This window comes from Streptomyces sp. NPDC005962, from assembly GCF_040629205.1.
In the GTDB taxonomy this organism is placed as follows: Bacteria; Actinomycetota; Actinomycetes; order Streptomycetales; family Streptomycetaceae; genus Streptomyces.
This window is the reverse complement of record NZ_JBEXVE010000019.1, coordinates 37,298-59,843: the sequence shown is the minus strand read 5'-3', so window position 1 is coordinate 59,843 and position 22,546 is coordinate 37,298. Positions and strand designations below refer to the sequence as shown.

Here is a 22,546-nt window from a genome sequence, read left to right as displayed (position 1 = left end):
CGGGTCGGCTCCGTCGGGCGCGCAGGGTCCGGGTCATGCCGTCTCCCGTGAATCGAAGCCCAGGTGTTCGGCCAGGAAGCGTTCCACCGCGGTGTAGAGGGCGATCACGTTCTCCGGGTTCTCGATGGCGTGGCCTTCGTCCTCCATGACGGTGTACTCGACGGGGACGGCTCGTGCGCGGAGGGCTTCGACGAGCTGGTCGGACTCGGCGAGGACGACGCGGGCGTCGTTGGCGCCGTGCACCACCATCAGCGGTGTGCGGATCTGGTCGACGCGGCTGATCGGGGAGCGAGCCAGCATGTCGGCCTCCTGCGCGGGGTCGGCCGGGTCACCGACGTACGTGAACCAGTTGGAGGCGAGCATCGGTTTGACGAAGTCGGGCTGGCTGCGCATGAAGTTGGCCAGGTCCGAGACGCCGACGACATCGACGGCGGCGGCGAAGACGTCCGGGGTGAAGGTGACACCGACCAGTGCCGCGTAGCCGCCGTAGGAGCCGCCCATGATCGCGACGCGGTCCGGGTCGGCGTACCCCTGGTCGACCGCCCACCGCACGCCGTCGATGAGGTCGTCGTGCATCTTGCCCGCGAACTCCCCGATACCGGCCCTGGTGAACGCCTTGCCGTAGCCGGTGGAGCCCCGGAAGTCGACCTGCAGCACCGCGCAGCCGCGGTTGGCGAAGAGCTGCGCGGCGGGGTTGTACCCCCAGCTGTCCCGGGTCCAGGGACCGCCGTGGACGAACAGGACCAGCGGCAGCCGGGACGGCTCGATGCCGACCGGCAGTGTCAGGTGCAGGGGCAGGGTCAGACCGTCGCGGGAGGTGATCGGCACCGGTCGCATCGGCGCCAGTGACTCGGGGTCGAGGTGCGGCTTCGCCCGGTGGAGCAGGCGGCTCTCGCCCGTGGCGTGGTCGTAGAAGAAGGTGACCCCGGGGTCACGGTCGTGGGTGAAGGCGGCGACCCAGCGCTGTCCGCTCTCGTCGGAGGACAGCGCGGCGAGATCACCGTCGGACAGCTTCTCCAGATTCTCCAGTACCTCGGCGAAGTGCGGGTCCAGCGCGTGGATCACCTGCCGCTCCCCGAGATAACGGACTCCGAGCAGCTCACCGGTGCCCCCGCTGCGGATCAGAGGGGAGGGCAGGGCGGGAAAGACCTGTGCACGGGTGTCCAGGTCGTAGTCCGGGTGGGAGTCGACCTCTTCCTCCTCACCGGTGGCCAGGTCGAGCCGGGCCAGGCGGAGACGGTCGCTCCCACGGTTCGAGCCCAGCCACACCCCGGTGCCGTCCGGTGTGACCTCCATGGGGTAGATCCCCAGCGGAGCGTCGCCGCCGTCGAACCGCGCCACGGGGTCCAGCGCACCCGTTGCCCCGTCCCACCGGGACAGCTCGACATCGCCCTCGGCCGTCATCGCCACCGCGAACAGCTCGCGCTCGCTGTACAGCCACCCGCCGACAGTGCCCCCGGGGCTCCGGGCGAGGGTCGTGAGGTCGCCGGTGGCGATGTCCAGTTCGACCAGGTCGAACCGGGCCCGGTCGCGCAGGTTCAGCTGGGTGATCACCTTGCCGGGCCGCCCGGCGGGCAAGTCCAGGCCCACGGTCCGCGCACCCGGATAGGGCGTGAGGTCCACCGCGGCGGCGTCCGGGTCCTCCAGGTCGACGCGGTAGAGGTGCACGTTCTCGTCGCCGCCCTGGTCCCGGGTGTAGAGCAGCCACCGCGGGTCACGGGTCCAGTAGTAGCTCACCACTCCGCGGTCCTCGGTGGTCACGCACCGCGCGTCCCCCGGCGCGTCCAGGCTCTCGATCCAGACGTTCATGCGGTTCTTCCACAGCGCCAGGTACGCCAGCGCCTTGCCGTCCGGCGAGAGGGTGGCCCTCGCGCGAGGCGGCGGCCGGAAGAACTCCTCGACGGAGATGGTCCCGCGCGGTGCCATGTCGACCCTTCCTTCAGTTGCCTGTCACTTAATGCCACGATAGCATTTAGTGACAGGCCGAAGGCGTGCCTCGCCCCCAGACGAACTCGGGAGAACCGACCATCATGAAGACCCAAAGCCCCCTGGAGACAGAGCCCGGCACGCAGGCAGGGCAGGCGGCGCAGGCGGAGCCTCGGCAGCGGCCTTCGGTCCTCGACCAGGCCGGAGGCATCAAGGGAATCGTCTACTCGGCGCTGCCCGCGCTGACCTTCGTCATCGCCAACAACTTCAGCGGGCGGCTCAAGGTGTCGATCACCGCCGCCTTCGCCGTCGCGGTCGCCATCGGCGTGGTGCGACTGGTACGCAAGGAGTCGGTGCAGCCCGCGATCAGCGGCGTGTTCGGCGTCGCGCTCGCCGGCGGCGTCGTCTGGTTCACCGGCTCCGCCAAGGACTACTTCCTCATCGGCATTTGGGGGAGCCTGGCCGGCGCCATCCTCTTCCTCGCCTCCGTCCTGGTGCGGTGGCCGCTGGCCGGCCTGATCTGGAACGGGGCCACCGGCAAGGGCCACATCTGGCGCGCGGACAAGCGCTCGCGGCTCTACTACGACATCGCCACCCTGGTGATGGCCGCCCTCTTCGGCGCCCGGTTCGCCGTCAAGCAGTACTTCTACGAGACCGACCAAATCGGTTCCCTGGGCATCGCCAAGATCGCTCTGGGCTTCCCACTGCTCGCCCTGGGCTTCCTGGTGTTCGCCTGGGCCGCGCGGCGCTCGAACAAGCGACTGACGGCCATCGGCCTGCTGCCCGCCAAGAGCGCCTGACCTCCCCAGCCTGACACCGGACGTCACTTAGTGTCACTATGACACTGATGTGCTGGCAGGGACACGAGCGAAGGTGACCGGCATGGCGACGGCCAAGCGTGGCGGAAGCGGGATGAGCGAGCAGCGGCGTCACCGGCTGCGCCTGGAGATCTCCCGGGAGGCGTCCCGCCTGTTCTGGGAACAGGGCGTGGACGCCACCAGCGGTGACCAGATCGCCCAGGCCGTGGGACTGTCCACCCGCACCATCTGGCGCCACTTCCGCAGCAAGGAAAGCTGCGCCGAACCCATCGTCACCCAAGGCGTGGAATGGGAGATGCGCACGCTGCGCGACTGGCCCGCGCATCTCTCGCTCGAAGAGCGCTTCCGCGCGGAGGCGGGCCGGTTCCATCGCGAGGCCAGCGCAGTCGAGGTGGATGACAACGCGCTCGCGATGCGGATGATCCGGCTGGCCGACACGGAACCGGCCCTGCGTACCGCCTGGCTGATGGCCTGCGACCAGGTGGAGCGCGAGATGGCCGAGATCATCGCGAAGCGGCTGGGACACCCGGCCACCGACCTCCAGGTGCGCGTGCACGCCGCGGCGGCCTCCGCCGCCATCCGGGTCTTCAACGAGGAGATCGGCGCGGCTCTTCTCGACGGCGCCGACCGCGCGCAGTGGGCCGACGCCCCGGAACGCATGGCACACGCCGTCCGCAGGGCCACGGGAGGGGCAGTGGGGGACCCGGTCGCCACCTGAGACGGATGGAAATGCTCATGAGTCCGGCCGCCAGAGGAGTGAGTGAGCAGCGGCGCCACCGGCGGCGCCTGGAGATCTCCCGGGAGGCGTCCCGCCTGTTCTGGGAACACGGCGTGGACGCCACCAGCGGCGACCAGATCGCCCAGGCCGTAAGCCTGTCCACCCGCACCATCTGGCGCCACTTCCGCAGCAAGGAAAGCTGCGCCGAACCCATCGTCGCCCAAGGCGTGGAATGGGAGATGCGCGCGTTACGGAGCTGGCCGCGCCACCTTTCCCTTGAGGTTCATCTCGCCGCGGAGGTCGCCGGATACGAGAACGCCGCCGACGCCGAGGACCACTCCGACTCCTTGCTCGCGGTCAGGATGATCCGGCTGGCGGACCACGAGCCGTCGATCCGGACCGCCTGGCTCATGGCCTGTGATCAGGTGGAGCGCGAGATGACCGCGATCATCGCGAAGCGGCTGGGACGCCCGGCCGACGACCTCGCGATGCGGCTGCACGGGGCAGCGGCCTCCGCCGCCTTCCGGGTCGTCAACGAGGAGCTCGGGGCCGCCGCGCTGCGCGGTGTCGTTCCCGTGGACTTCGAAGTCGACGTGATCCGACGCGTGGCGCGGGCCATGCGCGACGCCACCGGAGGCGCGATCGGCGACGCGATCGCCCCTGCCGACGCGGAGATCCCGGAACGGCCCCGCTGAACCGACGGCCCGGACGCCTTCGCGCGGTATGGAACAGGACGTGGGGGCAGCCGAGCCCCCACGTAGGCTGGGTCCCGTGCCAGCCTCCCGCCTGCGTCGTGTCGCCGTCCTGGTGCTCGAAGGCGCGAAGCCGCTCGATGTCGGCATTCCCGCTCAGGTGTTCACGACCCGCGCGAGCATGCCGTACGAGGTGCGGGTGTGCGGTTCGGCGCCCGGTTTCGTGACCGGCGGCGACGGCCTGTCGTACCACGTCGCCCAGGGGCTCGACGCTCTCGCCTGGGCCGACCTCGTCTTCATCCCCGGCTACCGGTTCCCGGACCGCGACGACCCGCCGCGGACCGTCGTCGACGCGCTGATCGCCGCCCACGGCCGGGGCGCACGGCTCGCCGCCATCTCGACGGGTGCCTTCGCGCTCGCCGCCACCGGTCTGCTCGACGGCAGACGTGCCACGACGCACTGGCATTACACGCGGGCGCTGGCGGCGAAGCACCCCCTCGTCCGGGTCGACGAGAACGTGCTGTTCGTCGACGAGGGCAGCGTGCTGACGTCGGCCGGGGCCGCCTCGGGCATCGACCTGTGCCTGCACATCCTCCGGGGCGACCTCGGGGTGGCCGCGTCGAACCACGCGGCCCGGCGCCTGGTCGCGGCCCCCTACCGCAGCGGCGGTCAGGCGCAGTACGTGCCGCGCAGCGTGCCCGAGCCGCTCGGCGAGCGGTTCGCCGCCACCCGCGAGTGGGCGCTGCACCGGCTCGGCGAGCCCCTCACGCTCGATGTGCTCGCCCGGCACGCGGCGGTGTCGGCGCGCACGTTCTCGCGGCGCTTCGCCGAGGACACCGGGTACACGCCGATGCAGTGGGTCATGCGCGCCCGCGTCGATGTGGCCCGGGAGCTGCTCGAACGTTCCGAGCGCGGCGTGGAGCAGATCGCGAACGACGTCGGGCTCGGCACCGGCGCGAATCTGCGGACGCACTTCCAGCGCATCCTCGGGACCACGCCGAGCGAGTACCGGCGCACGTTCACGCAAGGCGAGTAGTGCTTGGCGCGATCCTTTCGAACCGTGGCGCTCACGCCACGGCCACCACCAGATCCCGCACGCGACGCTGGTGACGAACCCAGACGAGCCGCAGAGACACCAAGGGGTATTCATGACTCGCGTCGCCATCAACGGATTCGGCCGCATCGGGCGCAACGTGCTGCGCGCCCTGCTCGAACGCGACACCGACCTGGAGATCGTCGCCGTCAACGACCTCACCGAGCCCGCCACTCTCGCCCGGCTCCTCGCCTACGACTCCACGGCCGGCCGGCTCGGCCGCCCGGTGACGGTCGACGGCGACACTCTCGTCGTCGACGGCCGGCGCATCAAGGTGCTCGCCGAGCGCGACCCGGCGCAGCTGCCCTGGGCCGAACTCGGCGTCGATGTCGCGCTGGAGTCCACCGGCCGCTTCACCTCCGCCAAGGCCGCCCGCGCCCACCTCGACGCGGGTGCGCGGAAGGTGCTGGTCAGCGCACCGTCGGACGGCGCCGACGTCACGCTCGCCTACGGGGTGAACACCGGCGCGTACGACCCGGAGCTGCACACGGTCGTCTCGAACGCCTCCTGCACCACCAACGCGCTCGCGCCGCTGGCCTCGGTCCTCGACGAACTCGCCGGTATCGAGCACGGCTTCATGACCACGGTGCACGCCTACACCCAGGAGCAGAACCTCCAGGACGGCCCGCACCGTGACGCCCGCCGCGCCCGCGCCGCCGGAGTCAACATCGTGCCGACCACGACAGGCGCCGCCAAGGCGATCGGCCTGGTGCTGCCGAACCTCGACGGCAAACTGTCGGGCGACTCGATCCGGGTGCCGGTTCCGGTGGGCTCGATCGTCGAGCTGAACACCACCGTCGCGCGCGACGTCACCCGAGAGGACGTGCTGGCGGCCTACCGCGCCGCGGCGGAGGGCCCGTTGGCCGGTGTCCTGGAGTACTCGGACGACCCGCTCGTCTCGTCCGACATCACGGGCAATCCGGCCTCGGCCATCTTCGACTCGGCCCTCACCCGCGTCGACGGCCGCCACATCAAGGTGGTCGCCTGGTACGACAACGAGTGGGGCTTCTCGAACCGTGTGATCGACACGCTCGGACTCCTCGCCGCCAGCTGAAACGCGAGAAGATCCTCGGGGGTCAGGCCGCCAAGGTCACTTCGGTACCCGGCTCAACGCCCGGGTAGGCGTCGACGACCAGGTTGAGCTGGCGCTGGATGTACCAAACGTTCACGCCAAACACGAACAGCAACAAGCTGCTCAGCAGGGGGCTGCACGTCGCGGGCAGCCCGGCCGCCCGCTGGGCGTTCGCGACGGACTTTCCGGTGTTGTAGAAGGAGATCAGCGGAGCGATCAGGGTCCAGCCCAGGAAGATCATGACCAGCACACTGCCTGCCGGGCTGAGGTCCTGGCGCCGGTCGAACTCCTGCGCCTCCTTGTGGATCTTGTAATACCAGACCAGGTGGTAGATGCCGAGGGTGATGAACGGCAGGACGAGCCACACCATGAGGGTCCCGCGGCGCTGCATGGCCAGGCCGGTGGGGCGGCTCCCCGAGGAGGCGTCAGGGGCGGCGACGCCTCCGCCCGGGCCCTGCTGGTACTGGTTGTTGTGCTGGCTGTCATGCATATCGCGTGCTCCGTGTACTGCTGTTGTTCTCAAGTGGAGACAGCTAGGCAGGGAAATGTGGGAAAAATAGGCGTAGTTGCTGATGTGTGACCGTTCGTCACCGTACCTTGCCGGGATCGGCCCTCGCCACCCGCTGACCGGCGGCGCCGCCCGTCAGCGGAAGCGTGCGAAGACGTGGCAGCGGCCCACGGGGGTGAAGCCGCGGCGGGCGTACCAGAGGCGGGGCCAGTCCTCGCCGTCGGCCACCAGGAACCGCAGGGCGCACCCCGCGGCCGACGCCCGCCGGAGGGCGCCGGACAGTACGGCGTCGGCGTACCCGCGGCGGCGTGCGTGCTCGGCGGTGGCCAGCTCCTCGATCTGGGCGATGCCGTCGGCGGGCTCCAGGTAGAGGTCGGCCCAGGAGGCGACGTCGCCGCCCTCGTCGTGCACGGCCACGAACCGCACGTCCTCGGCCCCGTTCCGCCGGGCGGCCCGCCGCCCCACCAGCTGACGCACCGTCTCCTCGTCGGCGTCGGGCATCCAGCTCCGCTGCTGGTGGGCCAGCGCCCGCCACAGCGGCCCGTACGGACCCGGTTCAAGGTCCGGCTCCACGACCTCCCCGCGCCCGGGCACCGGCTCCGGCACCGGCCCGGTGTGCGTCATCAGCAGCTCGACCGCGTGCTCGTACCCCGCCAGGGTCATCGCGGTCGCACAGGCGAGCCCGAGCCGGTCGTCGTGGACGGTGATCCGGCGGTGCGCCAGCCCCGCCATGGCCGCGTCGGCGACCTCGGGGAGCGAGGCCGGGTCGAGGGGCCCGTCGATGTGGATCTGGTTGTGCTCGTGCGAGCGCGCGTACTGCTCGTTCAGCACCAGGAACCCGCCCGGCACCGGCCTGACCTCGGCGGACTGGCGCCGCGCGAAGAGGGCCCGGAAGTCGATGGCGCGCTGAAGATCATAGGGTCGTGCCATGGCTGCTTCTCACCCTCCGGTCTATCAGGAGTACTACACCCGCACACCTTTCCAGTTTTTCTCGGGCGTCGGCTGGAGGCGGCTGGTGGCCTTCCGGGCCGATGAGTCCGGCATCACCCTGGGCGGACCCGTGACGCGGTACCACAAGTTCACCACCACCGTGCCGTGGCGGGACATCGAGGCGCTCGTCCTGTGGACGACGAAAAAGGCCGGGGAGCGGCCGATCCGGCGCATCGGCCTGAAGCTCCGGCCGGACGTGCCGCACCTTCCCGGCCCCGACGAGAAGATCACGCCGCACCTCGCCGCGAGCATCGCGCCGCACATCGACTACGAGATCGTCAGGAACAACCGCGCCATCGCCTTCTGGAAGGTCGACCACGCCCGGCTCGCGGCTGCCGTGCAAGCGTTCGCGCCCGATGTTCAGTTGGTCGCCCACCCGCTGTACCGGCTCGACGAGCGATCGGGTGGCGGGGGCGGAGTCTCCAACGTCCTCGATCTCTTCTGAGTTCAGGCGGTGGTGCCCTCCGCCGCGAAGTGGCACGCCGACGGGTGCGCGGCGCCGCCCGTCAGCTCCGGGGGCACCGCCAGCACCGGGGGCTCCGCAGCGCAGCGGGGCTCGGCCTTCCAGCAGCGGGTGCGGAAGCGGCAGCCGGTGGGCGGGTCGGCCGGGGAGGGGACGTCGCCGGGGAGCAGGATGCGCTGACGGGGGCGGGCCCGCGCCTCGGGGTCGGGGACCGGGACGGCCGACAGCAGGGCCTGGGTGTACGGATGCGTCGGGTGGTCGTAGATCTCGGTGCCGGTGCCGGTCTCCGCGAAGCGGCCCAGGTACATCACGGCGACCCGGTCGCTGATGTGCCGGACCACCGACAGATCGTGGGCGATGAAGACGTAGGCGAGGCCGAATTCGTCCTGGAGGCGCTCCAGCAGGTTGACCACCTGGGCCTGTACCGAGACATCCAGCGCCGACACCGGCTCGTCGGCGACGATGACCTCGGGGCGCAGCGCGAGGCCGCGGGCGATGCCGATGCGCTGGCGCTGGCCGCCGGAGAACTGGTGCGGATAGCGGTTGACGTGCTCGGGGTCGAGGCCGACGACGTCCAGCAGGTCCCGGACCGCGCGGCGGCGGTCGCCCTTGGGGGCGGCGTCGGGGTGGATCTCGTACGGTTCGCCGATGATGTCGCCCACCGTCATGCGGGGGTTGAGCGAGGTGTACGGGTCCTGGAAGACCATCTGGATGTTGCGGCGGACGGCCCGCAGCGCGCGCCCGGACAGCCGCGCGATGTCCTCGCCCCGGTAGCGGATCGAACCGGCGGTCGGCCGCTCCAGGCCGACCAGCAGCCGGGCGAGGGTGGACTTGCCGCAGCCGGACTCGCCGACGACGCCGAGCGTCTCACCGCGCCGCAGGTCGAAGGAGACCGTGTCGACGGCCCGGACCGCGCCGGTCCGCCGCTTGACCACCACGCCCCGGGTCAGCGGATAGAGCTTGGCGAGGCCGCGTACTTCGAGGACGGGCGCTGTGGGGTCAGCCGCCGACGGGGCCGACGGTACCGGCGGCGCCGAGGGGGTCGAGGGGGTCGAGGCCATGCAGCTCCTCCTTCCAGAAGTGGCAGGCGCTGGCCCGCCCTTGGGCCCCGGCATCAGTCGCCCCGGAGCCGGACACCTCGTACAGCGGCGGCCGGTCGGTGCGGCAGATGTCGCGGGCGCGCGGGCAGCGGGGGTTGAACGGGCAGCCGGCGGGGAGCGCGAGCGGGCTGGGCGGGAGCCCCTTGATCGCGTACAGCTCGCCGCCCCGCTGGTCCACGCGCGGGATGGAGTCGAGCAGTCCGCGGGTGTACGGGTGGGCGGGGCGCCGGTACAGGTCGCGCACCGGCGCGGTCTCCACGATCCGGCCCGCGTACATCACGGCGATGGTGTCGGCGACGTCCGCGACGACGCCCAGGTCGTGGGTGATGAGGATGAGCCCCATGGCGTACTCGCGGCGCAGCTCCGCCAGCAGATCCATGACCTGGGCCTGGACGGTGACGTCGAGCGCGGTGGTCGGCTCGTCGGCGATGATCAGCTCCGGCTCCAGCGCGATCGCCATGGCGATCATGACGCGCTGGCGCATCCCGCCCGAGAACTGGTGCGGATAGTCCCCGGCCCGGGCCGCGGCGGCGGGGATGCGGACCCGGTCCATCAGCTCGACGGCCCGCGCCCGGGCGTCCCGGCGCGACATGCCGCGGTGCACCTGGTACATCTCGGCGAGCTGGGCGCCCACCGGGATCACCGGGTTGAGGGCGGACAGCGCGTCCTGGAAGATCATCGCCATCTTGGCGCCCCGGACGCGGCGGCGCTCCTCACGGCTCAGGGTCAGCAGGTCGCGCCCCTGGAAGAAGACCTTGCCGCCGGTGACGAAGGCGGGCGGGGAGTCGAGGATGCCCATGATCGCCTGGGCGGTCACGGACTTCCCCGACCCCGATTCGCCCAGCACGGCCAGCGTCCGCCCCGCGTCGACGGCGTAGCTCACGCCGCCGACGGCCTCGGCGACGCCGTCCCGGGTGCGGAAGGCGACGCGCAGGTCCCGTACGTCCAGCAGCCGGGTCACGGCTAGCGCAGCTTCGGGTCGATGGCGTCGCGCACCGCGTCGCCGAGCATGATGAACGCGAGCACGGTGATGCTGAGCGCCGCCGCGGGCCACAGCAGCATGTGCGGGGCGTTGCGGATCTGGGTGGACGCGGACGAGATGTCGATGCCCCAGGAGACGGTGGGCGGTTTCAGCCCCACGCCGAGGAAGGACAGCGTCGCCTCCAGCGCGATGTACGTGCCGAGCGCGATGGTCGCGACGACGATCACGGGGGCGACGGCGTTGGGCGCGATGTGCCGCAGCAGCATCCGGCCGTTGCCCGCCCCGAGGGTGCGCGCCGCGAGCACGTAGTCCTGCTGTTTGACGGTGACGACCGCGCCCCGGGCGATACGGGAGATCTGCGGCCAGCCCAGCAGCACGATGAAGCCGACCACCGGCCACACCGAACCGCTGGTCACCACCGACAGGAAGACCAGCCCGCCGAGCAGGATCGGGATGCCGAAGAAGACGTCGGCGATCCGCGAGAGCAGTGCGTCCCACCAGCCGCCGAAGAACCCGGCGAGGCCGCCCAGCACGCTGCCGAGCAGGGCCGCGCCCGTGGTGGCGCAGATGCCGACGGTGATGGAGGCGCGGGCGCCGTAGACGGTGCGGGTGTAGACGTCCCGGCCCTGGAGGTCGAAGCCGAAGGGGTGGCCGGGCGCCGGGCCGTCCTGCGCCTTGGCCAGGTTGCCCTGGTACGGATTGCCGTCCGCGATCAGCTGCGGCCAGACCGCGATGGTCACCAGGAAGAGGATGACCAGCGCGGAGAGGACGAAGACGGGGTTGCGGCGCAGATCGTGCCAGGCGTCGGACCACAGCCCGCGGTTGCCGGGGGCCGGGCCGCCGGGGGCCGGGCGCGGCACGGCGGCGCGCCATCGCAGGCGCGGGAGGGGGCGGCGCCACGGTCGGCTCCCCGGCCCGCTCTGCAGGGTCGCGGTGCCGGTGGCGGCGAGGTCCACCGGCCGGTCGGATGACGTATCGGATCGCGCTTCACAAGGCTGAAGGGGGTCACAGGGCTCAGGCATACCGAATCCTCGGGTCGAGCACGGCGTAGAGGAGGTCGACGAGCAGATTGGCGAGCAGGAAGACGATCACCAGGATGGTGACGAAGCCGACCACGGTCGGCGAGTTCTGGCGCAGGATGCCCTGGTAGAGCTGGTAGCCCACGCCATGGATGTTGAAGATCCGCTCGGTGACGATGGCCCCGCCCATGAGCGCGCCGATATCGGTGCCGATGAAGGTCACCACGGGGATCAGCGAGGTGCGCAGCAGATGCCGGACGACGATCCGGCGGCGCGGCAGCCCCTTGGCGACGGCGGTACGGACGTAGTCGGCGCGGGCGTTCTCGACGAGCGAGGTGCGGGTGAGACGGGTGGTGTACGCGAGGGACACCAGCCCCAGCACCACCCCGGGCAGCAGCAGCTCGGTGAACGGCGCCTCGGGCGCGACGGACGGCCGGGCCCAGCCCCACCGCACGCCGAACACGTACTGCAGCACGGTGCCGCTGACGAACGTCGGGATGGAGACCACGACCAGGGTGAGCAGCAGCACCGAGGTGTCCAGGCCCCGGCCGCGGCGCAGTCCGCTGAGCACGCCGAGGGTGACGCCGAGCGCCATCTCGAAGACGATGGCGACGATGGTCAGCCGCAGGGTGACGGGGAAGGCTCCGGCCATCAGCTCGGTGACGGGCTGTCCGTTGAAGGCGGTGCCGAAGTGGCCGCCGAAAACCTGCCCCATGTAGTGGACGTACTGGCTCCACAGCGGTTCGTCGAGGTAGAGGTCCTTGCGGATGCGGGCCGCGGTGGCGGGGTCGGGGGCCTTGTCGCCGAACAGGGCGGCGACGGGGTCGCCGAGCGCGTAGACCATGAAGAAGATCAGGAACGTGGCGCCGAGGAAGACCGGGATCATCTGCAGCAGCCGCCGCAGCACATAGCGGCCCATGGCTCAGCCGACCCTGATCTGGGAGTAGACGGGGACGCTGAACTGGTTCAGCGTCACGTCGCGGAGCCGGGGCGCGTAGCCCGCGCTGCCGTTCTGGTACCAGAGCGGGATGGCGGGCATCTGCCGGGCGAGGATCTTCTCGGCGTCCTGGAAGGCGGTGATGGACGCCCCGTCGGCGGGGGCGGCGTTGGCCTGGTTCACCAGCCGGTCGAAGCCGGTGTCGCTCCAGTGGCCGTCGTTGGAGGAGGCGTCCGTGTAGTACAGCGGCTGGAGGAAGTTCTGGATCAGCGGGTAGTCCATCTGCCAGCCCGCCCGGAAGGGGCCGGTCATCCGCTTCCCGGCCATCTTGTTGCGGTAGTCGGCGAAGGTGCCGACCGGTTTGCCGACGCACGCCCGGTCGCTGCGCAGCACGGTGTTGACGCTGTTGCAGACGGCGTCGACCCAGTCCTTGTGGGAGCCGGTGTCGGCGTTGTACGTGATCGTCATCCGGCCGCCGGGCAGCCCGCCGCCCGCCGCGATCAGCTTCCTCGCCCGGTCCGGGTCGTAGGAGCAGGCGTCGCCGCACAGCCCCGGCTGATAGCCGCCCTGGCGGCGCAGCACCGGCGAGGTCCAGTCGGTGGCGGGGGTGCGGGTGGAGCGGAAGATCCGGTCGGTGATCTGCGCGCGGTTGATCGCCATGGAGATGCCGCGGCGCAGCTTCGCCCGGGCGGGCCCGCTCCAGGCGCGGTCGTACATGGGGAAGGTAAGGGTCTGGATGATCCCGGCGGGCTGGTTGATGTAGCGGTTGCCGAGGTCGGAGCGGACGAACTTCAGCTGCTGGGCCGGGACATCGTCCACCAGATCGAGATTGCCCGCCTGGAGATCGGTGTAGGCGGTGTTGCTGTCGGTGTAGACGCGGAGGTCGACGCCTTTGTTACGGGCCTTGTCGGGTCCCCGGTAACCGTCCCAGGCGCGCAGCTTCATGACGGAGCCCTTGTCGTACGACCGCACCTGGTAGGGGCCGTTGCCGACGGGCTTCTTCAGCCAGGCCGCGTGGTCCTCGAAGAAGGCCCGGGGCAGCGGCGCGTAGGCGTTGTAGCCAAGGGTCCTGGGCCAGGAGGAGAACTTCTGGGTGAGCCGGACGGTGAAGGTCCGCTCCCCCGTCACCCGCAGCCCGGAGAGGGTACGGGCGCTTGCGCGGCCGGTTACCGGGTGGACCTTGTCGTACCCCTCGATGTACTCGAAGAAGTAGGCGTTGCGCTGCTTGTTGTCGAGCAGGGCGCCGTAATTCCAGGCGTCCGTGAAGGACTTGGCGGTGACCTTCTCGCCGTTGCCGAACCGGTGGCCCTTCTTGATGGTGACGGTGTACGTGCGCTGGTCGTCGGTGGTGATCCGGTCCGCGAGCGCGTCCTTGGCCTCGCCGGTCGACGGGTCGTACCGCTTGAGCCCCCGGAAGATCATGTCGAGGACCTTGCCGCCCTGGACGTCATTGGTGTTGGCGGGCTCCAGCGGGTTCGGCGGATCGCCCCAGGAGGAGCGGACGATGCCGTCGGCCGAGCCGGAGTCACCGCCGCAGCCCGCGACGGCCCAGGCGGCGGTCACACAGAGGGCGCACAGCACACACCGGGCACGCAGGACGTGCTGGGTTCCGCGCATAGCGCCTCCCGAGGACCCGTTCCAAGATCCGTCTCAGGCCCTCATCACACCCCAGGGCCGGGAGACCCGCACGCCGGTGACCGCTGTCCGTGGCAACGGCCCGGCGGCACCATTGGTAAAGCGCGAGCCGAGCGGTTCGTCCCGCGCTCGGCAAGCGCTTTCTATGCCACTGTGGCCTATCGTTCCCCACGATTCAAGCGTCTGTTCCAAATCTTTAATCGATTCAACCGGAGACGCAGAAGGGCGCCCGGCCGGTGGCCGGGCGCCCTCCATCAAGCGATACGCGCGCTACGCGTGCACCACGTCCTTCTCCTCGGCGAAGTGGCACGCCGACTCGTGCGCCGCGAGCGAATCCGTGCCCGCGAAGCGCTCGGGGATGGCGAGCAGCGGCACCTCCTTGGCGCACTTGTCCTCGGCCTTCCAGCAGCGGGTGCGGAAGCGGCAGCCGGAGGGCGGGTTGGCCGGGGAGGGGACGTCACCGGTGAGGATGATGCGCTCCCGGCCCTCCCGCGCCTCCGGGTCAGGAACCGGGACGGCGGACAGCAGGGCCTGGGTGTACGGATGCGTCGGGTGGTCGTAGATCTCGGCGTCGGTGCCGATCTCCGCCATCTTGCCCAGGTACATCACGCCGACCCGGTCGGAGATGTGGCGGACGATGGACAGGTCGTGGGCGATGAAGATGTAGGACAGGTTGAACTCGTCCTGGAGCTTCTCCATCAGGTTGATGACCTGCGCCTGCACCGACACGTCCAGCGCCGAGACCGGCTCGTCGCAGATGATGATCTCCGGGTTGAGCGCGAGGCCGCGGGCGATACCGATGCGCTGGCGCTGGCCGCCGGAGAACTGGTGCGGATAGCGGTTGAGGTACTCGGGGTTGAGTCCGACGACGTCCAGCAGCTCCTGGACCTTGCGCCGCCGGTCGCCCTTGGGCGCGGCCTCGGGGTGGATCTCGTACGGCTCGCCGATGATGTCGCCCACCGTCATGCGGGGGTTGAGCGAGGTGTACGGGTCCTGGAAGACCATCTGGATGTTGCGGCGGACGGCCCGCAGCGCGCGGCCCGACAGCCTGGTGATGTCCTGGCCCTTGTAGAACACCTCGCCCGCGGTGGCGGTCTCCAGGGTCATCAGCAGCTTGGCGACGGTGGACTTGCCACAGCCGGACTCGCCGACGATGCCGAGCGTCTCGCCCTGGTGGAGGTCGAAGGAGATGCCGTCGACCGCCTTGACCGCGCCGACCTGCTTCTTGAAGAGGATGCCCTGGGTCAGCGGGAAGTGCTTGACCAGGTTGCGCACCTGGAGGATCGGCTCGCCCCGGTCGACGTGCGCGTCGAGGGCGGCCACGGCCTCGTCCTCGGTGGCCGCGTCGACCGCCGCCACCTCGCTGACGCCCGGCGTGACGTCCGTGTCCTTCGCAGCGTCCACGGCCTTGTCCTTCGAGGCGTCCACGGCCTTGCCGTCCTTCTCCGTCTCAGCCATGGATCGTCTCCTTCCAGAAGTGGCACGCGCTGCCGCGGCCCGGCAGCGCGGTTCCGTCCTGCTCGGCGACCTCGGCCAGCGCCGGGACCTCGGTGGTGCAGATGTCCTGGACCTTCGGGCAGCGCGGGTTGAAGGCACAGCCGGTGGGGATCTTGAGCAGGTTGGGCGGCAGCCCCTTGATCGCGTACAGCTCCTGGCCCTTGTGGTCCAGCCGCGGGATCGAGTCGAGCAGCCCCTTGGTGTACGGGTGGGCCGGGCGCTTGTACAGCTCGTGCACGGGGGCGGTCTCCACGATCCGGCCCGCGTACATCACCGCGATCTTGTCGGCGACGTCCGCGACCACGCCCAGGTCGTGGGTGATCAGGATCAGGCCCATGTTGTACTCGCGCTGGAGCTCCGCGAGCAGCTCCATCACCTGGGCCTGGACGGTCACGTCGAGCGCGGTGGTCGGCTCGTCGGCGATGATCAGGTCCGGCTCCAGGGCCAGCGCCATGGCGATCATGATGCGCTGGCGCATACCGCCGGAGAACTGGTGCGGGTAGTCGCCCACCCGCTCCTTGGCGGCGGGGATGCGGACCCGCTCCATCAGCTCGATGGCCCGGGCCTTGGCGTCCTTCTTGGACAGCCCCTGGTGGACCCGGAACATCTCGCCGAGCTGGTAGCCGACGGAGAGCACCGGGTTCAGCGCGGAGAGCGCGTCCTGGAAGATCATGGCGATCTTGCGGCCGCGGATCTTCCGGCGGCCCTCCGCGGGCATGGTGAGCATGTCCTCGCCGCGGAAGAGGATCTGGCCCTGCGGGATCTTGCCGGGCGGCATGTCCAGGATGCCCATGATGGCCTGCGCCGTCACGGACTTGCCCGAGCCGGACTCGCCGAGCACGGCCAGTGTCTCGCCCGCGCTCACGGAGTAGCTCACGCCGTTGACGGCCTTGGCGACGCCGTCCCGGGTGTGGAACTCCACGTGCAGATCGCGGACTTCCAGCAGCGGGCCGCCGTTGTCGTCGCGGTCGCGCGCGGAGGGCTCCGCGCCGGTCTTCTCGATGGTGGTCACGTAACGCCTCCCTCAGCGCAGCTTGGGGTCGAAGGCGTCGCGCACCGCGTCGCCGAGCAGGATGAACGACAGCACGGTCAGGCTCAGGAAGGTGGCCGGAACGAGCAGCACATGCGGGGCGTCCCGCAGGACGTTCTGCGCGTCCGAGATGTCCACACCCCACGAGACCGTCGACTGAAGGCCGATGCCCAGGTACGACAGAGTGGCCTCGGCGGAGACGAAGCCTCCGAGCGCGATCGTGGCGACCACGATCACCGGGGCGAGCGCGTTGGGCAGGATGTGCCGGAGCAGGATGCGGCCGGTGCCCGCGCCCAGCGCCCGGGCCGCCGTCACGAAGTCGGCCTGCTTCTGGGTGATGACCGCACCGCGCATCACGCGGGCGAGCGGCATCCAGCCGAAGGTGGCGAGGGCCAGCACCACGGTCCAGATGGTGCGGTGGGTGAACGCCTGCAGCAGCACCATGCCGCCGAGCAGCAGCGGGATGCCGAAGAAGATGTCGGTGAGCCGGGAGAGCACGGTGTCCAGCCAGCCGCCGAAGTACCCGGCGAACATGCCGACCACACCGCCGAAGAGGGTGACGCCGAAGGTCACGCAGACGCCGATGATGACCGAGGCGCGGGCGCCGTAGATCGTCCGGGCGTAGACGCTCTGGCCCTGGCCGTTGTAGCCGAACCAGTCCGGCTGGAAGAAGTGCCCCCACTCCGGCTTGCCCAGGTAGTGGTTGCGCAGATCGGCGTGGCCCGGATCGGTGCTGGTGAACAGGCTGGGCAGGGCCGCCATCAGCACGAACAGCACCAGCAGCACGGCGGAGACCCAGAAGATCGGGTTGCGGCTCAGTTCGCGCCAGGCGTCCTGGCCGAGGCTGCGCGCCTTGGTGATCTCGCTGCCGCCCGGCGGGGGCGCGGTGGCGGCGGCCGTCTCGGGGCCGCTCTCGGGGGCCAGAGTTTTCTCAGGCATAGCGAATCCTCGGGTCCAGGACTGCGTACAACAGGTCGACGACCAGGCTGCTCACCAGGTAGACGAGGACCAGTACGGTCACGATGCCGACGACGGTGGGACCCTCACTGGTCTGAATGGCCCGGAAGAGGGTGTTGCCCACGCCCTGGATGTTGAAGATGCCCTCGGTGACGATCGCGCCGCCCATCAGGGTGCCGAGGTCGGTGCCGAGGAACGTGACGACAGGGATGAGCGAGTTACGCATCAGATGGACGCCGATGATCCGGCGCCGCGGCAGGCCCTTGGCGAGCGCGGTGCGCATGTAGTCGGCGCGCAGGTTCTCCACCACGGTGGTCCGGGTCAGCCGGGACACATACGCGAGCGACAGGGCGCCCAGCACCATGGCCGGTGCGAAGAGCTGCCCGATGTCCATGGAGTCCTGGACGGTCGGGGTGATGACCTTCCATTTGAGGCCGAACAGGAACACGGTGACGAAGCCGATCACGAACACCGGGATCGAGGTCACGATCAGGGTGAACACCAGCACGAACCGGTCCACGAACTTGCCGCGCATCAGGCCGGTCACCACGCCGAGGGCGACGCCGACGACGAGCTCGATGCCGAACGCGAGCAGCGCGAGCCGGATGGTGACCGGGAAGGCGTCGGCCATGAGGTCGGCGACCGGGCGGCCGGTGAAGCTCTGTCCGAAGTCGCCCCGGAACAGCCCGGTGATGTAGTCCCAGTACTGGGCCAGCAGGGGCTTGTCCAGACCGAATTGATGGCGCAGTCTCTCGACCGTGGCGGGGTCGGATGCCCGCTGGCCGAAGAGCGCTTTGACGGGATCGCCGGGCAGCGAATACACCATCAGAAAGATGAGCAGTGTGGTCCCGATGAAGACCGGGATCATCTGGAGCAGTCGCCTCGCGACGTATCGCCCCATGGGTGTCCTCCTGTCGCCGACGCGCCCGGCGACCGCCCGTCCCGGAAAGGACGGGCGGTCACCGGGAGCGCGTCACAGCCTCTCGACTACTTCTTGACCTCGACGTCGGTCCAGATCGCCTGCCGGAACGTGTCGAACTTGACGTTCTGCACGTTCTTGGAGTGACCGCCGTTGGTGTGGTCGAAGAAGAGCGGGATGGAGGGCATCGTGTCCTTGAGCTTCGCCTCGGCCTGGGCGTAGAGCTTGTTGGACTCCTCGATGGTCTTGGCCGAGTCGGCCTGCTCCATCAGCTTGTCGAGCTTCTTGTCGCTGAAGCCGGAGTCATTGGCGCCGGCGCCGGTGCGGTACTGCTCGGCGATGAAGTTGGAGATGTTCGGGAAGTCCTGAACCCAGGCCATCCGGAACGCGCTGTTCATCTTCTTGTCGGTGATCTCGGTGCGCAGCTGCTGGAACGTCGCACGAGGCTCGGCGGCGCACGGGACGCCCGCGTTCTGCTTGATGTCGTTGCAGACCGCCTCGGCCCATTCCTTGTTGCCGCCGTCGGCGTTGTAGGCGATGGTCATCTTGTTGCCGGGGACGCCGCCGCCGTCCTTGATGAACTGCTTCGCCTTCTTCGGGTCGAACTTGCAGTACTCACCACAGGCGTTGGGCTGGTAGCCCTCCACGACCTTCGGGGTCCAGCCGTCGGCCGGGTCCTTCGAGCCCTTCAGCGCGGTCTTGGTGATGGTCTCGCGGTCGATCGCCATGGACAGACCCTGACGGACCTTGGCCTTCTCCGGCTTCGCCCATGCCTTGTCGTACATCGGGAAGGCGATGGTGGTGTTGCCGCCGAACATCTGGTCCGCCGAGCGGTCGCCCAGGTCGGTCTTGTAGACGTTGATCGACGACGGCGGGACCTGGTACATGATGTCCAGCTTGTCGGAGACCAGGTCGTTGTAGGCGCTCTCGTCCTTGTTGTAGAACTTGAAGACGATGCCGCCGTTCTTGGGCTTGTCCACGCCCTCGTACCCGGCGTACTTCTTCACCTTGAACTGGACCTTGTGCTCCCACTTGCCGTCGACCTCGTAGGGGCCGTTGCCGATGGGGGCCTCGCCGAACTTCTTCGGGTCCTTGTAGAAGGCCTTGGGAAGCGGGTAGAAGGCGTCGTAGAAGAGCCGGTCCTTGAAGGTGGAGACCGGGTGCGACAGCTCGATGGTGAACTCGTTGTCGTTCACGACCTTCAGGCCCGACATCTTGTCGGCCTTCGGGTCACCCTTCTCCGGGTGGACCTCGTCGAAGCCCTTGATGTCGGCGAACCAGGAGGAGTTCAGCTGGGCGTTCTTGCCGTTGGCGCCGTAGTTCCAGGCGTCCACGAAGGAACTGGCCGTCACCGGCTCGCCGTTGTGGAACTTCCAGCCCTTCTTGAGCTTCACCGTGAACTTCTGGTTGTCCGGCGAATCGACGCTCTGGGCCACCTGATTGCGCAGCTTGCCCTTGACGTCGTAGTCGACGAGACCACGGAAGAGGTTCTTCAGGATGTAGCCGCCGCCGACCTCGTTGGTATTGGTCGGGATCAGCGGGTTCTGCGGCTCGACGTCCTGATAGGTGTACACGCCGTTCGGGTCGACGGCCGCTTTCTCGCTGTCACCGCTGTCACCGCCGCCGCCACAAGCGGTCGCGCCCAGTGCCACGACCGCGGCCATCGCGACCCACTTGGCGCTCTTGGCACCACGCATGGGTTTGCCTCCTCCGGAGTCCTCTGCTGCTACGAGAGGGGTGCCCGGAGACACGCTGACACCCCTGACAGCGAAAGGGACCGGACCCCCCAGATGTGCTCGAAGGTCCGCGCTCCCCACAGCGTGCGACCCGTTGACCCGAGCTCAATGGACCCCATGATTGAGCACGCCAGCCCCGTAAACCACACCTTATGGGTCTCGCTTTGGTCACATCATCTACGCGCGGAGCTTCGAAATCCGGACAAAACTGCCGCAGACAGACACACGCGAAACGGACTGTTAACACATCATGCGGAGCCCGGACTCCGATATCCGGACGCCCCTCGCCGGATAACCGCTTGACTGGCAGCTTCCTGACACGACGGCAGCCCGGGCCCCCGCGAAGAAGCGGAAGGCCCGGGCTGCCGGGGCGTACGGAGGCGTCTGTCAGCGCCTGGCGCGCGTCATCAACGCTTGGCGCGCGACGCGGCGCGGCCGCGCTCCTTCTGGTCCAGTACGACCTTGCGGATGCGGACCGTCTCCGGGGTGACCTCGACGCACTCGTCGTCGCGGCAGAACTCCAGGGACTGCTCCAGCGACAGCAGCCGCGGCGGCACCAGGGATTCGGTCACGTCCGCGGTCGAGGACCGCATGTTGGTGAGCTTCTTCTCCTTGGTGATGTTCACGTCCATGTCGTCGGCGCGCGAGTTCTCGCCGACGATCATGCCCTCGTACACCTCGGTGCCCGGCGAGATGAAGAGCACGCCGCGCTCCTGGAGGTTCGTCATCGCGAACGCGGTCACCGAACCCGAGCGGTCGGCCACCAGGGAGCCGCTGTTACGGGTGCGCAGGTCGCCGAACCACGGCTCGTGGCCCTCGAAGAGGGAGTGCGCGATGCCGGTGCCGCGGGTCTGGGTCAGGAACTCGGTGCGGAACCCGATCAGGCCGCGGGCCGGGACGATCCACTCCATACGAATCCAGCCGGACCCGTGGTTGGTCATCGTCTCCATGCGCCCCTTGCGGGTCGCCATCAGCTGGGTGATGGCGCCGAGGTGCTCCTCGGGGGAGTCGATGGTCAGCCGCTCGATGGGCTCGTGGAGCTTGCCGTCGATCTCCTTGGTGACGACCTCCGGCTTGCCGACGGTCAGCTCGAAGCCCTCCCGGCGCATCGTCTCGACGAGGATCGCCAGCGCCAGCTCGCCACGGCCCTGGACCTCATAGGCGTCGGGGCGCTCGGTCGGCAGGACGCGCAGCGAGACGTTGCCGACCAGCTCCTTCTCCAGCCGGTCCTTGAGCAGCCGGGCGGTGACCTTGTGGCCCTTGCCGCCCTTGCCGACCAGCGGCGAGGTGTTCGTGCCGATGGTCATCGAGATGGCGGGCTCGTCGACCGTGATCAGCGGGAGCGCGATGGGGTTCTCGGGGTCGGCCAGGGTCTCGCCGATCATGATGTCCGGGATACCGGCCACGGCACAGATGTCACCGGGCCCGGCCACCTCGGCGGCCTTGCGGGTGAGCGCCTCGGTCATCATCAGCTCGGTGATGCGGACGTTGGAGATCGTGCCGTCGCGCTTGATCCACGCGACGGTCTGGCCCTTCTTCAGCTCACCCTGCTCGACGCGGAGCAGCGCGATCCGGCCGAGGAAGTTGTCCGCGTCCAGGTTGGTGACGTGGGCCTGGAGCGGGGCGGCCGCCTCGTACTCGGGCGCCGGGACGGTCTCCAGCAGGGTGACGAAGAACGGCCAGAGGCTGTCGCTGTCGGCCGGGACGGTGCCGTCCTCCGGCTTGGTCAGCGAGGCGACGCCGTCACGGGCGCAGGCGTAGACGATCGGGAACTCGATCTGCTCCTCGGTCGCGTCCAGGTCCAGGAACAGGTCGTACGCCTCGTTGACGACGTCGTCGATCCGGGAGTCCGGGCGGTCCGTCTTGTTGATGCAGAGGATGACCGGCAGCTTGGCCTGCAGCGCCTTGCGCAGCACGAAGCGGGTCTGCGGCAGCGGGCCCTCGGAGGCGTCCACCAGCAGCACCACGGCGTCGACCATGGACAGGCCGCGTTCGACCTCGCCACCGAAGTCGGCGTGGCCGGGGGTGTCGATGATGTTGATGGTGACAGGGTCACTGCCGTCCGCCGGGTGGTACTTGACGGCGGTGTTCTTCGCGAGAATGGTGATGCCCTTCTCACGCTCCAGATCGTTGGAGTCCATGACCCGGTCGTCCACATGTTGATGCGCGGCGAACGCACCTGCCTGCTTGAGCATGGCGTCGACGAGGGTCGTCTTGCCATGGTCGACGTGAGCGACGATGGCGACGTTACGAATGTCGTGGCGCGTGGGCATACGAGCGCGCTTCTCCCGGTTTCGTGGGTGGCAGCGCGCTCCTTTGTCCGGCGCGCCTTTCCGCCGGGCTGCTTACGCCACGGCCTCACCCCATGGTAAGGGGACGGCGCGGGGACGGATGCCGCCACCCGTCCCCGCGCCGTCCCGCACCCCGTCCCGCCTGCTGTTTCTCCCTCCGAGC

Annotated in this window: 20 protein-coding genes; 6 read left to right on the top strand and 14 right to left on the bottom strand. The window is 69.5% G+C overall.

Going from position 1 to position 22,546, the window contains the following annotated elements; all coding sequences use genetic code 11:
- Positions 1–33 precede the first annotated feature (33 nt).
- A complete protein-coding gene (locus ABZ370_RS27835; RefSeq protein WP_358625981.1) occupies positions 34–1,926 on the bottom strand; it encodes a S9 family peptidase in 1,893 nt (630 codons plus the stop codon).
- A 104-nt stretch (positions 1,927–2,030) separates the two neighbouring features.
- Between ABZ370_RS27835 and ABZ370_RS27830 the strand changes: the two genes are divergently transcribed.
- From ABZ370_RS27830 to gap, 5 genes are all read left to right on the top strand, one after another.
- The gene (locus ABZ370_RS27830) at positions 2,031–2,726 is read left to right on the top strand and encodes a DUF3159 domain-containing protein (RefSeq protein ID WP_358625979.1); all 696 of its coding nucleotides are present in this window, start codon (positions 2,031–2,033) and stop codon (positions 2,724–2,726) included.
- 82 nt (positions 2,727–2,808) lie between these two features.
- Positions 2,809–3,462, top strand: coding sequence for a TetR family transcriptional regulator (locus tag ABZ370_RS27825; RefSeq protein WP_358625978.1), 654 nt, complete (start codon positions 2,809–2,811; stop codon positions 3,460–3,462).
- A gap of 17 nt (positions 3,463–3,479) precedes the next feature.
- Positions 3,480–4,157 carry a helix-turn-helix domain-containing protein gene (locus ABZ370_RS27820; protein WP_358625976.1) on the top strand — a complete coding sequence of 226 codons (678 nt, stop codon included), beginning with the start codon at positions 3,480–3,482 and terminating at the stop codon, positions 4,155–4,157.
- Between the two features lie 76 nt (positions 4,158–4,233).
- Positions 4,234–5,190, top strand: a complete 957-nt coding sequence (locus ABZ370_RS27815) for a helix-turn-helix domain-containing protein (protein WP_358625975.1) — start codon at positions 4,234–4,236, stop codon at positions 5,188–5,190.
- 112 nt (positions 5,191–5,302) lie between these two features.
- The gene (gene gap, locus ABZ370_RS27810; protein ID WP_358625974.1) at positions 5,303–6,301 is read left to right on the top strand and encodes a type I glyceraldehyde-3-phosphate dehydrogenase; all 999 of its coding nucleotides are present in this window, start codon (positions 5,303–5,305) and stop codon (positions 6,299–6,301) included.
- Between the two features lie 22 nt (positions 6,302–6,323).
- Here the strand turns inward: gap and ABZ370_RS27805 are convergent, their stop codons facing one another.
- A complete protein-coding gene (locus tag ABZ370_RS27805) occupies positions 6,324–6,809 on the bottom strand; it encodes a DUF4234 domain-containing protein (protein ID WP_358625972.1) in 486 nt (161 codons plus the stop codon).
- Positions 6,810–6,962: 153 nt separating this feature from the next.
- Positions 6,963–7,757: a GNAT family N-acetyltransferase gene (locus ABZ370_RS27800; protein ID WP_358625970.1), complete on the bottom strand. Its 795-nt coding sequence runs from the start codon at positions 7,755–7,757 to the stop codon at positions 6,963–6,965.
- On the opposite strand from ABZ370_RS27800, the gene ABZ370_RS27795 reads away from it, so the two are divergent.
- Positions 7,756–8,262, top strand: a complete 507-nt coding sequence (locus ABZ370_RS27795; protein ID WP_358625968.1) for a hypothetical protein — start codon at positions 7,756–7,758, stop codon at positions 8,260–8,262. The genes ABZ370_RS27800 and ABZ370_RS27795 overlap by 2 nt on opposite strands.
- 2 nt (positions 8,263–8,264) lie before the next feature.
- Here the strand turns inward: ABZ370_RS27795 and ABZ370_RS27790 are convergent, their stop codons facing one another.
- The 11 genes from ABZ370_RS27790 to typA form a co-directional block, all read right to left on the bottom strand.
- A complete protein-coding gene (locus ABZ370_RS27790) occupies positions 8,265–9,341 on the bottom strand; it encodes a dipeptide ABC transporter ATP-binding protein (RefSeq protein WP_358625966.1) in 1,077 nt (358 codons plus the stop codon).
- Complete coding sequence (locus tag ABZ370_RS27785; RefSeq protein ID WP_358625964.1) at positions 9,280–10,341, bottom strand: ABC transporter ATP-binding protein; 1,062 nt, start codon at positions 10,339–10,341, stop codon at positions 9,280–9,282. Before ABZ370_RS27785 ends, ABZ370_RS27790 begins: the two co-directional genes overlap by 62 nt.
- Positions 10,342–10,343: 2 nt before the next feature.
- A complete protein-coding gene (locus ABZ370_RS27780) occupies positions 10,344–11,384 on the bottom strand; it encodes an ABC transporter permease (protein ID WP_358625963.1) in 1,041 nt (346 codons plus the stop codon).
- Positions 11,377–12,300, bottom strand: coding sequence for an ABC transporter permease (locus tag ABZ370_RS27775; RefSeq protein ID WP_358625961.1), 924 nt, complete (start codon positions 12,298–12,300; stop codon positions 11,377–11,379). The genes ABZ370_RS27780 and ABZ370_RS27775 overlap by 8 nt, the downstream gene beginning before the upstream one ends.
- A gap of 3 nt (positions 12,301–12,303) precedes the next feature.
- On the bottom strand, positions 12,304–13,935 hold the full coding sequence (locus ABZ370_RS27770; protein ID WP_358625959.1) for an ABC transporter substrate-binding protein: 1,632 nt from the start codon (positions 13,933–13,935) through the stop codon (positions 12,304–12,306).
- Between the two features lie 288 nt (positions 13,936–14,223).
- On the bottom strand, positions 14,224–15,411 hold the full coding sequence (locus ABZ370_RS27765) for a dipeptide ABC transporter ATP-binding protein (RefSeq protein WP_358625957.1): 1,188 nt from the start codon (positions 15,409–15,411) through the stop codon (positions 14,224–14,226).
- Positions 15,404–16,462, bottom strand: a complete 1,059-nt coding sequence (locus ABZ370_RS27760; protein WP_358625955.1) for an ABC transporter ATP-binding protein — start codon at positions 16,460–16,462, stop codon at positions 15,404–15,406. The genes ABZ370_RS27765 and ABZ370_RS27760 overlap by 8 nt, the downstream gene beginning before the upstream one ends.
- 12 nt (positions 16,463–16,474) lie before the next feature.
- Entirely contained in the window at positions 16,475–17,419 is a 945-nt protein-coding gene (locus ABZ370_RS27755; RefSeq protein WP_358625953.1) for an ABC transporter permease, read from the bottom strand.
- Positions 17,412–18,338 carry an ABC transporter permease gene (locus ABZ370_RS27750; RefSeq protein WP_358625951.1) on the bottom strand — a complete coding sequence of 309 codons (927 nt, stop codon included), beginning with the start codon at positions 18,336–18,338 and terminating at the stop codon, positions 17,412–17,414. The genes ABZ370_RS27755 and ABZ370_RS27750 overlap by 8 nt, the downstream gene beginning before the upstream one ends.
- Before the next feature lie 86 nt (positions 18,339–18,424).
- Positions 18,425–20,053, bottom strand: coding sequence for an ABC transporter substrate-binding protein (locus ABZ370_RS27745; RefSeq protein ID WP_358625949.1), 1,629 nt, complete (start codon positions 20,051–20,053; stop codon positions 18,425–18,427).
- Positions 20,054–20,499: 446 nt separating this feature from the next.
- Positions 20,500–22,365, bottom strand: a complete 1,866-nt coding sequence (gene typA / locus ABZ370_RS27740; protein ID WP_358625947.1) for a translational GTPase TypA — start codon at positions 22,363–22,365, stop codon at positions 20,500–20,502.
- Between the last annotated feature and the right edge of the window lie 181 nt (positions 22,366–22,546).